The following is an 11,589-nucleotide window of genomic DNA, read 5'->3' on the forward strand; positions in this document are numbered from 1 at the left end:
TCAATCCCTTCACCGAAGTGAAGCTCAATAAGCAGAGTGATTCAGCGTCGACCTACAAGCGCCCACACGAATTACTTCTGACAATGTTAAGGAACTCGAAGCTTGGCGCTATTGGCTGCTTCGTTCAACGTGGTGCGTATCTTAATGATCTGCGCCGCGCTGTCAACCTCTTTTCTGCATTTTTCCTTTTTAAATCAACCACTTAGGCTTGGTCTAAAAAGGCTCAATCGTACTGCTGGAAAGAGGCTTCCCGTCACCGCTGTGCGGCGAGGGAGGCGTATAATAGTCTTTTCTGAGGGAGGGTCAAGAGGTGATTCACAGAAAGTTGTCTATTCGATGACAGGGCGGTGAAAAGATGAAACCGAGGGCGGCACCCCGCCCTCGCGTCTTCCTACTTATATAAGCAGGAAGACAGAGACCGGCTCAGCCCAGAGTAACCCGCGCCAGCCTCTTCTTACCGGCCTGCACCAGGTATTCACCGGCAGGCAGGCGCAGATCAGCGCCGGCGACTTCCCAGTCAACCTTGACCCGCCCGTTCTTGAGCATGTCCCGGGTTTGGGCGGCGTTGGCTGCCAGCCCGGCCCGGTTCACAATGGCCGCGATGGGCAAGTCGGTCTGGTCATCCAGTTCAAGGATGACGTGCGGTGTGTCTTCAGGCACTTCGCCTTCCTGTACCAGATTACCGGCCCCTTTATGGGCATTGGCGGCCGCTTCTTCGCCGTGGAAGCGGGCTACCAGTTCGCGGGCCAGTTCGATCTTGATGTCTCTGGGGTTGGCGCCCTGCTCGACCTGGGTTTTCAGCGCCTCGATCTGTTCCAGTGTTTTGAATGACAGCAATTCATACCAGCGCCACATCAGGGAATCGGGAATCGAGACGACCTTCTGGAACATGGCACCCGGGGCTTCAGTGATACCGACGTAGTTGCCCAGTGACTTGGACATCTTCTTCTCGCCGTCCAGCCCTTCCAACAGGGGTGTCATGATGACGACCTGAGGCTCCTGCCCTTCGCTCTTCTGCAGTTCCCGGCCAACCAGCAGGTTGAACTTCTGGTCGGTGCCGCCCAGTTCGACGTCTGCTTGCAGCGCCACCGAGTCGTAACCTTGTACCAGTGGGTAGAGGAATTCGTGGATGGCAATGGACTCGTTGGCTTTATAGCGCTTTTTAAAGTCGTCCCGTTCCAGCATGCGGGCGACACTGTGGCGTGCGGCCAGTTTAATCATGCCGGCGGCGCCTAGCTGGTTGAACCACTCAGAGTTGAACCGGATCTCGGTCTTCTCCGGATCCAGTATCTTGAACACCTGCTCTTTATAGGTTTCGGCGTTCTGGGCGATCTGCTCCGGGGTCAGCGGCGGGCGAGTCGAGTTCTTGCCAGACGGGTCACCGATCAGGCCGGTAAAGTCACCAATCAGAAAAATGACGGTATGGCCCCGGTCCTGGAACTGCCGCATCTTGTTCATCAGGACGGTATGGCCCAGGTGCAAATCGGGTGCGGTGGGGTCGAAACCTGCCTTGATACGCAGGGGACGGCCACTTTCGAGCTTTTTAACCAGTTCTTCTTCGAGCAGTATCTCTTCCGTGCCGCGACGGATTTCTGCCAGTGTCTGCTCCAGGGACATGGAGTCTCCTCAAAATAAATTTACATATAAATAAGGGACTAATTATATCAGGATGTGATATCAGTTAGCACATATCACGCAGCCTGTTAATATAATGCATTAACATCTTCAGCCAACTGACTGTTTTAACATGGTGATTCATCTGTTTACGATCATGAAACGATTCCCGCGCTGGCATGCCATTGGCGTCGCCGCCCTGACCTTTGTCATGCTCTCCGTGGCGATGTGGCCGGCACCCAGCCAATCTGTCATTGTCGAGCTACCACCCCAGGTAGTCATACCGGCGCCCAGCCCTGAAATACCAGAAGAACCCCAATTTACTCGCGTTGCCGAGGAAGTTCAGCCGGGCGATACACTATCGACGGTGTTCGAACGGGCCAATGCCGGTGTGCGTGTCCTGTACCGCATGCTGGCCATTGAGGAAATCAGCACTCCTCTGGAGCGCATTTACCCCGGCCAGTCCTTTGAATTTGAATTTGATGCCGACAACCTGCTGCGCAGTGTTACCTTTAGCGAGTCTATCCTGGTCAAACACCGCATCAGCCTGACAGACGACGGGTTTGACATCGAGAAGGTCGTCCGGGAGCCTGAAATTCACACCCGCTTTGCCGAAGCGACCATCGATTCGTCGCTGTACCTCTCTGCCAAGGAAGCGGGCCTCAGCGATAACATGATCATGCAGATGGCCACCCTCTATGGCTGGGACATCGACTTTGCTCTGGATATCCGCGCTGGCGATACGTTCTCACTGATCTACCAGGAAGAGTACCTAGACGGTGAAAAGCTGGGCGATGGCCCCATTCTGGTGGCGCGCTTCGTCAACCAGGGCCGTGAAGTCAATGCCTTGCGCTACACCGATGAAGGCGGCCGGACAGACTACTACTCGCCGAACGGCGATAGCATGCGCAAGGCCTTCCTGCGTACACCGATGGACGTATTCCGCATTTCCTCCAGCTTTAACCCGAACCGCCGCCACCCGGTTCTGAACACCATTCGGGCGCACAAGGGTACGGACTATGCGGCACCCACCGGCACCCCCATCAAGGTAACGGGTGATGGCAAAGTCGTCTCAGCTGGTCGCAATGGCGGTTATGGCAATGTCGTGGTGGTTCAACATGGCGGCGGCATTCGCACCCTGTACGCTCACATGAGTCAATTCTCCAAGAACGCTCGTGCCGGCAACCGGGTTCGCCAGGGTCAGATTATCGGCTATGTCGGCGCTACCGGTCAGGTGACCGGACCACACTTGCATTACGAATTTCTGGTCCATGGTGTGCACAAGAACCCGCAAACTGTTGATTTGCCCACAGCCCAGCCACTGGACCGTCAGTTCCTGCCGCAATTTGAAGAGTTTGCGTCAAACATGATGGGGCAGCTGCAGGTATTCGAGGAAACCTACGTCGCGGCCGACTGAACACAGCACGCCGCTGGCGTACAGGCATAAAAAAACCGGGGTTACCCGGTTTTTTTATGCCTGTACGCCAGTCACGGAGCGGTTACATCGAGAATGACGAGCCACACCCGCAGGTTGTTTCAGCCGCCGGGTTCTCAATGGAAAACCGGCTACCTTCGAGCCCTTCAGTATAGTTAACGGTAGAGCCTGCCAGGTACTGGACGCTCAGCGAATCGATCAGGAAGGTGCTACCAGCTTGCTCGATAACGGTGTCGTCCTCAGCTACGTCGTCGTCGAAGGTGAAACCGTACTGAAACCCGGCACAACCGCCCCCGGTCACAAAAACGCGCAACATCAGGCGGTCGTTGCCTTCTTCCTCGACCAGTTGCCGGACTTTGTGCGCCGCTGCCTCGGTAATCAGCAGGGCTTCCTGGACGTCTGCATTCACAGTCATAGTGGTTCCAAATTCATAGAGCTACTCTCAGGGTTACCAGGCGGTTCAATCCGCCCCTGCACACAGTGGCAGGGCACCACAGTGATAGGGGCGGGCATGGCCAGATTCAAGGACCCGGCGCAGATCCCGGTCGATATCAGGAGGATTTATTGGCAGGCTTGCCGGCATCCAGCATCGGGGTATCGGCAACCGGTTTGGGCTCGACAGGCTCTGGCTTGCTGACCTTCTTGCCTTTCTCGGCCGCTACGTGCAGCAGTTTGCCATTCACCTTGGCGCCCATCACCATCTCCATCATGACGTAATGCACGTCACCGGTGACGACGGCTTTCTTGGCCAGTTCAATGTGCTCGGACGAGTACACATCGCCTTTCACCTCGCCATTGATGACGATGTTCGGCGCTCGAATCTCGCCCTCCACATAGCCTTTGTCGCTGATGCGCACGGCGGCTCCGCTGTCGGGGTCGGCCAGAATGTTGCCCTTGATGCGGCCGTCGACGTGCAAGCCGCCCGACACCCGGATATCGCCGCTGATCTCGGCCTTTACTGATATAAGCGTTACGTCGTTAGCCACGGTTTGTTTACTGCCCCACATTGTTTCCGTTCTCCAAATCCAACCAGCTGTAGGCTGCCTCTACCCGAGCGGCACGGTCGCCGACGGCCTGGGCTATCACCTGTATTTGGTCGGGTATGAACCCTTCAGGCAACACCAGGTCACCCTTGATATCCTGAAAGTAGCGATAACGGAATCGAATATCCACATCATCCACTGCTTCGGACACATCTTTTAATGGCAGCGCAATGCGCTCCCCGTTTTGTGTCCCTACAATGTTGACACCCACAAACCCTTGCAGATACTGAGAATTGTTGCCCGCCTGGGTCAGCATCAGGCTGTACCGGTAGCGGTCGCTGGAACTGGTCGGTTCCAGAGTGACTTCCTGAATGCGCAGCCCTTCATTATCGAGGGAGGGCGACATGATCCCCTGATAGAGGGCAACTTCCTCTTCGAGCTCGGCAATACGACCGCTCAGTTCCAGCTGTGTTTGCCGGGCATTTTCGTTGGCCTGGCGGTCGACCTCGGAGCCACGCTCCAATTGCGCCACACGCAAGCGCAGGGCTTCCTGGCGTTGTTCGGCTTCGCGCAGGTTCTGGCGCAACTCAGCGCGCTGGTTAAGCAAGGTCTCGTATTGACTGCCACCTGACTGAAAACCATACAGATAGGCAGCGTAGACTGCCAGGGCAATGATCACAATTCCAACAATCCGAACCAACCAGCGTCGCCAGGGCCGGTACGGAACGACAACCATCTGCCGTACGGGTGCTACTTTTACTTTCGCCATGCCAACTCCGACGGGATAGGGGCGTCTGCCAGCAACCGGTATGAACCAGCCCTGACTCCCGGTCTTGCGCCGCCAGACAGTGTCTGAAAGCCAGCCGGGCGATGAATCACTGCAACGCCATGACCGCCTATGATAAGGTCGCAGCCAATTCGGTTACAAGCCAATCCGCCTATGCCCTTACCTTCCATCCGTCAGTGGCGCCGTTTACTCGGTAAACCGGACGGGTTGTTGTCGCTGATCATACTTGGCTGCATCACCGGCATTGCCACGAGCCTGGTGATGGCGCTGTTCATGCTAGGCCTGGACCTGATCCTGCAGCAACTGAACGGTGCCTACCGGGACGATTTCGAATCGCTGTCGGCCCCAACCCGCTTTGCACTGCCTATTCTCGGCAGTCTGGCCCTGATTCTGCTGTTCCGGTTCACGCCGACGCACAGTCACGCCATCGGCATTACCCATGTGCTCGACCGGCTCCAGCGCGGTCGCAGCCGTTTACCGGCCAGCAATGCCGTCTTCCAGTTCTTCGCGGCACTGATATCGCTTGGCTCCGGCCACAGCGTCGGCCAGGAAGGCCCGGCCGTGCATGTGGGTGCGGGTATTGCCAACCAACTGGGGCAAAAGGCCAACCGGGTACCAAGCCAGCTAAGACTGCTGATTGGCTGCGGTACCGCCGCTGCCATTTCATCGGCGTTCGACACGCCGCTGGCAGGGGTGCTCTTTGCCATGGAAGTTATCCTGATGGAGTACAGCCTGCTCGGCTTTACGCCCATCATCGCCGCCTCCGTGACCTCAGCCGCCATGACCCGCTTCCTGTTTGGCGAACACCCGGCCTTTGTGACCGACCTGGCCTATCAGGGTAGCCTTACCGATCTGCCCTTCCTGCTGGTCGCGGGCTTGCTGATTGGACTGCTGGCGGCCGGGTTTAACCGCAGCGTACGGCTGTTCATGCAATTGCGGTTGCATCAGCGTGCAGCCCGGCTACTGCTGGCTGGCCTGATCACCGGTATGCTGGCGCTGGGCGTACCCGAAGTACTGGGACTGGGTCACGACACCATTAATCAGGCCATTAACGGCGAACTGGTCTGGTCGGTCTTGCTGGTTGTGCTCATCGCCAAGTTCATTGCCACTTCGGCAGCGGTCGGCTTGGGCGTTCCTGCGGGACTGATCGGCCCGACCCTGCTGATTGGCGCCAGCGCCGGCGGACTGATGGGCAGCCTGCTGCCCGGCGATGGCAGTCCGGCCTTTTATGCCTTGCTGGGTATGGCGGCGATGATGAGCGCCGTGCTGCATGCGCCGCTGGCCGCACTGATTGCTGTGCTGGAGCTATCGCTCAATGCCCATGCCGTCTTTCCGGCGATGATTGTGGTGCTCGGCGCCAATCTGGTGTGTCAGCACGGCCTGCGCATTCCGTCCATTTACCACAGCCTGCTGGCGTTCAAGGGGCTGACGATTGAGACCAACCCGGTACGAACGGCGCTGGCTCAGCGCAGCCTGTCGGAACTGGCTACCGGCCAGTTCACCCGCCTGGACCTGACCCAGAGTGACGATCAGGCCCTGCGCACCGTCAAAGACGCCCAGCGTTGGGTGGTGCTGCAATTGACAGACGCCAGCTATCTGATCGACAAGACCCCGCTCAGCCAGGCTGTGCAAGACTGGGTACAACTGCCAGCTGAGACCCGTCCGGCAATGGCCGATGCACTAAAAGCCGTGATCCCGCCATTCAGCCGCCTGGTTGAGGTAAACCAGGACATCAACCTGCTAGAGGCGGTGCGTCTGTTGCAACGCGAAGACACTGCCGGCTTCCTGTATTCACCGGATATCACCTCAACCGTTCTGATCACCCGCGCCCAACTGGCCACCGTTCTTACCACCGAAGGAGACCTTCGCTGATGCTGTACCTCTGGCTCAAAGCCTTTCACATTATTGCCGTTATTACCTGGTTCGCAGCCCTGTTCTATCTGCCGCGCCTGTTCGTCTACCACGCCATGGCGGAGGACACGATTAGCCAGGAGCGTTTTAAAATTATGGAGCGCAAACTCTACCGGGGCATCATGACACCCAGTGCGGTGGTGACCGTAACACTCGGCATTGCCATGCTGGTGGTCAACCCGGCCTGGCTGTCGATGGGCTGGATGCACGCCAAGCTGTTTCTGGTGGTGTTACTGCTCGGCTATCACCACGCCTGTGGTCGCCTGCTGAAACGCTTTGCCGCGGACGACAACCGCCATAGCCACAAGTGGTATCGCTGGTTCAACGAAGCCCCGACTCTGGTATTGGTGGGTATTGTTCTGCTGGTCGTTATCAAGCCCTTCTGATCGGGCAAAAAAAAGACCAACGGCCAAAAAGGCCGTTGGCCAATAACTACCTATCAACTAGACAATCCCCGGACATTCAATCCAAGGAAGCCCCCAGTCTAGTCATTTCCGCGCCCGGACTCCAGCCCGCAACGGCGCTTATCGACGGGCCTTTACTCGCCGTCTGCACCGCCACTCAGGGCCCGGCCCCGGGCGATGGCCGCCTTACGATGCGTCACGGCCAACTTCTTGTAGAGGTTGTTGATGTGTGTTTTAACCGTGCTGACGGCGATGAACATGCTCTGTGCGATGTCGTCATTGTTCTTGCCATCCATAATGAATTGCAGCACCCGCCATTCCTTTCTGGAAATGCCCAGCGCCAGCAGCCCATCCGGTACTTCCTGCTCCCCACGCCGGCTGGAGGTATTGCGTTGCTTGTACAGAATCAGCACTTGCTCGACATACCGGACCTGTTCTTCCGGCAATGACCCCAGCGGCAATTGTTCAAACAGCGGCATGATCCACTGGCGCAGGTACAACAGACTGGCGACGATCTGATAGGTCTGCAGATCGGCCAGAATATCGAGCAGCGCCATTCTGGCACCCTCTTCATCGCCCTGAATCATCAGAATGGCGATGTTGAGCAACAGCAGCCGGAAACGCTCTAGCCGGAACTCCGATGCCGGCCGGTCGTCGAAACGAGCCAGCTCTGCCTCAACCCGCTGACGCGCCGATTCGACCTCACCCAGCGCCAGTTGTCCGTACAGCTGAGCTCTCAGCTCTCCAAAGTCGTGCAGGTTCCGGCAGCCGGTCACCGGTGGGTGCACTTTGAGCCAGGTGAGAATTTTCTGGGTATCGTCTGTTTGCCACCAGTACAGCAGCTGTACTTCGAGCGAATAGCCAATCAACTGCTCGGCGACGCTGTCCATCGACAGGATGCCTTCATGCAAGCCCGACAGTTCCCGCGCGGTCGTTGGCTTGCCCTTCAGCAGCTCCATTTTCAGCAACCAGCCAAAGAGATGCCGCGACCAGAATTCATCCCAGTTCTGGCACACCACCCCGGCTTCGTTGATCAGCATCCGGGCTTCGCGCAACCGGTAGGATTCCAAGGCCAATTCGGCCTGATACAACAGGGAGAAACAGACGTTAAAGCCATTGGCCACGCCCTGGGCGTCGCTGTAGCGCTGTACTTCACGGCACAGCTCCAGCGAGCGGTCAAACTCGCAGCGCTGCTTCCAGATCTGCGCCTGTTGATTCAGGCTCCACAGCACTGCATCGTGATTCCCCTCCTGGCGGCTAAGCAGCTCGCTTTGCTCATAGATATCGAGTGCGCGCGCCATGTCGCCCAGGTCGAATCGGATGTTGGCGTAGGTCAGCAGTGCACTCTGCCGACGGGTATTGTCTTCGGCGAAGAGGTTCAGGGCACGCAGCGCTGCCTGCTCGGCGATGTCCAACTGACCCAGTGAATAGCTGGCCTGGGAGCGCACCGTCTCAAACTCTGCGGAAAGCAGGCGCCCGGCGTCGCTGTCATCGATCAGGCCGCGGGCTCGGTTGAGACAGCCCTCCACCTGACGCGCGTCCGCAAAGATGGCTTCCACCCAGCAGTTCACCAGCACCAGCTTGGGTTCACGGACAATCCGCTCCATCGGCAGTTCGGTCAGACACCGCTGTACCAGCTCGTAGTGGGCTTTGTGAATCAGGTCATCGCCGTAGAGCTTGAGAATTCTGACAATCTGCTCCTGATCGCCGGATTTGATGGCATGATCGACCGCGCCGACAATGTAGCCCAGCTTCAAAAACGCCTGACTGGCCCGAAAATGCAGATCACTGAGATTACCACTGTGCATCAGGGTCAGCTTGTGCTGCAGGAACTCCCGCAACAGGTGATGGTAGCGAAACCATTGCCGGGGCTCGTTGAACTGAATGATGAACAGGTGTTGTCGCTGCAGGTATTCCAGCACTTCGTGAACATTGATGTCTTTGGTCAGCGCCTCGGCGACTTCGGTGTTGAACCGTCGCACCAGGCTGGTGTGGATCATAAAATGCTGTACATCGGCCGGCAGCGCATCGAAGACTTCGGAATCGAAATAGTCGATCGCATTCAGGTTTTTCTGTTGCAGCCGGGTTTTCAATTCATCAAAAGAGGGTTTTGATTTCAGCCCCAGAACAATCAACTGCAGCCCGACCGCCCAGCCCTCGACATGATCGAGCAGTTGCTCAACATCGTGATCTTCAAGCTGATAGCCGCCCAGGCTCTGGAAGAAATGCTGGGTTTCGCAGACATTGAACCCCAATACATCATTCTGGATATCGGCCACCAGCCCTTGCAAACGCAACGACATGATGCTCGCTGGGGGATCGGAGCGGGTCGTCAGCACCAGGGTGATGTGCGGTGGCAGATGCCGCGCCAGATAGGCAAGTGCGGCGTGAACCTGGTCGTTTTCAACGCAATGGTAATCGTCCAGTACCAGCACCAGCCGCTGATCGATCCGGTCGAGCTCGAACAGCAATTGCCCGAACAGGGATTTCAATCGGGTCTTGCGATCGTGCACACCAGCGTGGCACAGCGCTTCGCTGAGCGGTACCTGCTTGGCAATGGCCGAGATGAAATAGGCCGCAAATACCACCGGGTCCGAATCTTCCGGGTCCAGCGACAACCAGGCGAGCCGGGCTGAAGGCACCTTTTCGCGCAAGGCATCAACCCCGTGCAAGGTGGCCACAGTTTTACCAAAACCGGCCGGTGCACAGAGCACCACGACCGGCAACCGACAGGCATCAACAAAGCTCTGGTCAACGCGCGGGCGGCGAATGGCATTGGGGGGCAGGTGTGGCACCGATAACTTCGACGGAACCAGAAAGTGCTGTGGAACCGAATCGGTCATCGGCGTTGTCCGTTGTGTCAGGCTTAAGTGACCCAATCATACCCAGCTCGTCCGGTTACGATCAAATAAGCACGGCCGGGGACCGGCCGGGTTTGCCTAAGCAGCCGGTTACCACGACAATAGTTGCCAGACATTCATTACACAGGCCCACACCATGACCGACCAACTCGCTGCTCTGTTTGAACGCGCCCAGAAAACCATTCCCGGAGGCGTCAACTCTCCGGTTCGCGCTTTTAAAGGGGTCGGTGGCACGCCGATTTTTTTCAAGCGCGCCCAGGGATCGCGGCTGTTCGACATTAACGACAAGTCCTACATCGACTATGTGTTGTCTTTTGGCCCGCAGATTCTGGGCCATGGCTTCGAAGAAGTGCGCGAGGCCATACACCGCCAGGTCGACCTGGCGCTGACCTTCGGCGCTCCGACCGAGCAGGAAGTCACCATGGCCGAGGCGGTCTGTGCCATCGTGCCGTCGATGGATAAAGTCCGCATGGTCAACTCCGGCACCGAAGCCACCATGTCGGCGATTCGACTGGCCCGTGGCTATACCGGCCGGGACCTGCTGGTGAAATTCGAGGGCAACTATCACGGCCACGCTGATAGCCTGCTGGTGAAAGCGGGCTCCGGCATGCTGACCCTGGGTGTGCCCACCTCGCCAGGCGTTCCGGCGGCGGTGGCGGCCAACACCCTGACACTCGATTACAACGACCCCCAGGCCGTGCGCGACTGCTTCAAGGAATACGGCGATCGCATCGCCTGTGTGATCGTCGAGCCCGTGGCCGGTAACATGAACTGCGTACTGCCCGAGCCCGAGTTTCTGGAGACGCTGCGCAGCGAATGTACCGACAACGGTGCGGTGCTGATTTTCGATGAAGTGATGAGCGGCTTCCGGGTCGCACTGGGCGGCGCTCAGGCGCTGTACAACGTAAAACCGGACCTGACCACCCTGGGCAAGGTTATCGGTGGCGGCCTGCCGGTCGGTGCCTTTGGCGGCCGGGCCGACATCATGGACTTTCTGGCACCCAATGGCCCGGTGTACCAGGCGGGAACGCTCTCGGGCAACCCGGTGGCAATGGCCGCGGGTCTAGCCGTACTGGAGCAAATCAGCAAGCCCGGTGTCTACGAGCAACTGAGCGAACGGACCACCGCCCTGACTGAGGGTTTGAAAGCCAAAGCCCAGGCCGCGGGCATTCCGCTGACCACAAATTCCGCCGGCAGCATGTTCGGATTCTTTTTCACCGACCTTGAGCGCGTACGCCGCTTCAGCGATGTGATGACCAGCAACGTGCCGCGTTTCAACCAGTTCTTCCACGGCATGCTGAACGAAGGGGTCTATCTGGCACCCTCGGCCTTTGAAGCAGGCTTTATGTCACTGGCGCACAGCGAGCAGGACATCGACGATACCCTCGCCGCCGCCGAGCGGGTGATGGCGAACCTGACCGTTTAACCAGGCCTGCGATGCGGTTGGGTCGTGACTCAACCGCTTGTTTTACCTCCCTTTTTTCTGAACAGGGAGACGACGCAAGACCACAAAAACTGTTGACAGAGCCGGGCCCGCTCATTAGTATGCGCGCCTGCTTGCCGACGGTAGGCACATCCGGTATTGCCTGGGTGG

10 protein-coding genes are annotated in these 11,589 nt (G+C 58.0%); 5 read left to right on the forward strand and 5 right to left on the reverse strand.

All coding sequences use genetic code 11. The features are described from left to right. The coding region (locus ACHUE7_RS14390; RefSeq protein ID WP_394170601.1) for a hypothetical protein at window positions 1-206 on the forward strand (206 nt) is incomplete at its 5' end. 217 nt (window positions 207-423) lie between these two features. Here ACHUE7_RS14390 and tyrS read toward each other — a convergent pair. After that, the gene (gene tyrS / locus ACHUE7_RS14395; RefSeq protein ID WP_394170602.1) at window positions 424-1,617 is read right to left on the reverse strand and encodes a tyrosine--tRNA ligase; all 1,194 of its coding nucleotides are present in this window, start codon (window positions 1,615-1,617) and stop codon (window positions 424-426) included. Window positions 1,618-1,747: 130 nt separating this feature from the next. Between tyrS and ACHUE7_RS14400 the strand changes: the two genes are divergently transcribed. Further along, a complete protein-coding gene (locus ACHUE7_RS14400) occupies window positions 1,748-3,031 on the forward strand; it encodes an OapA family protein (protein ID WP_394170603.1) in 1,284 nt (427 codons plus the stop codon). A gap of 82 nt (window positions 3,032-3,113) precedes the next feature. Here the strand turns inward: ACHUE7_RS14400 and erpA are convergent, their stop codons facing one another. The 3 genes from erpA to ACHUE7_RS14415 all read right to left on the reverse strand — a co-directional run bounded on the left by erpA (window position 3,114) and on the right by ACHUE7_RS14415 (window position 4,801). Continuing rightward, window positions 3,114-3,464, reverse strand: a complete 351-nt coding sequence (gene erpA, locus ACHUE7_RS14405) for an iron-sulfur cluster insertion protein ErpA (RefSeq protein ID WP_348474184.1) — start codon at window positions 3,462-3,464, stop codon at window positions 3,114-3,116. A gap of 136 nt (window positions 3,465-3,600) precedes the next feature. After that, window positions 3,601-4,056, reverse strand: a complete 456-nt coding sequence (locus ACHUE7_RS14410) for a bactofilin family protein (protein WP_348474185.1) — start codon at window positions 4,054-4,056, stop codon at window positions 3,601-3,603. Further along, complete coding sequence (locus tag ACHUE7_RS14415) at window positions 4,043-4,801, reverse strand: DUF6776 family protein (protein ID WP_394170604.1); 759 nt, start codon at window positions 4,799-4,801, stop codon at window positions 4,043-4,045. Before ACHUE7_RS14415 ends, ACHUE7_RS14410 begins: the two co-directional genes overlap by 14 nt. A 171-nt stretch (window positions 4,802-4,972) precedes the next feature. Here ACHUE7_RS14415 and ACHUE7_RS14420 point away from each other — a divergent pair, with 171 nt between their 5' ends. Both ACHUE7_RS14420 and hemJ read left to right on the forward strand, forming a co-directional pair. Next, the gene (locus ACHUE7_RS14420; protein ID WP_394170605.1) at window positions 4,973-6,691 is read left to right on the forward strand and encodes a chloride channel protein; all 1,719 of its coding nucleotides are present in this window, start codon (window positions 4,973-4,975) and stop codon (window positions 6,689-6,691) included. After that, complete coding sequence (gene hemJ / locus ACHUE7_RS14425) at window positions 6,691-7,116, forward strand: protoporphyrinogen oxidase HemJ (protein ID WP_394170606.1); 426 nt, start codon at window positions 6,691-6,693, stop codon at window positions 7,114-7,116. Before ACHUE7_RS14420 ends, hemJ begins: the two co-directional genes overlap by 1 nt. A gap of 152 nt (window positions 7,117-7,268) precedes the next feature. On the opposite strand, the gene ACHUE7_RS14430 is transcribed toward hemJ, so the two are convergent. Beyond that, window positions 7,269-9,977, reverse strand: coding sequence for a LuxR C-terminal-related transcriptional regulator (locus ACHUE7_RS14430; RefSeq protein WP_394170607.1), 2,709 nt, complete (start codon window positions 9,975-9,977; stop codon window positions 7,269-7,271). 154 nt (window positions 9,978-10,131) lie between these two features. Between ACHUE7_RS14430 and hemL the strand changes: the two genes are divergently transcribed. Continuing rightward, on the forward strand, window positions 10,132-11,421 hold the full coding sequence (hemL, locus tag ACHUE7_RS14435) for a glutamate-1-semialdehyde 2,1-aminomutase (protein WP_394170608.1): 1,290 nt from the start codon (window positions 10,132-10,134) through the stop codon (window positions 11,419-11,421). Window positions 11,422-11,589: the final 168 nt, after the last annotated feature.

The sequence above is a fragment of the Saccharospirillum alexandrii genome, assembly GCF_043641555.1.
Lineage (GTDB): Bacteria > Pseudomonadota > Gammaproteobacteria > Pseudomonadales > Natronospirillaceae > Saccharospirillum > Saccharospirillum alexandrii_A.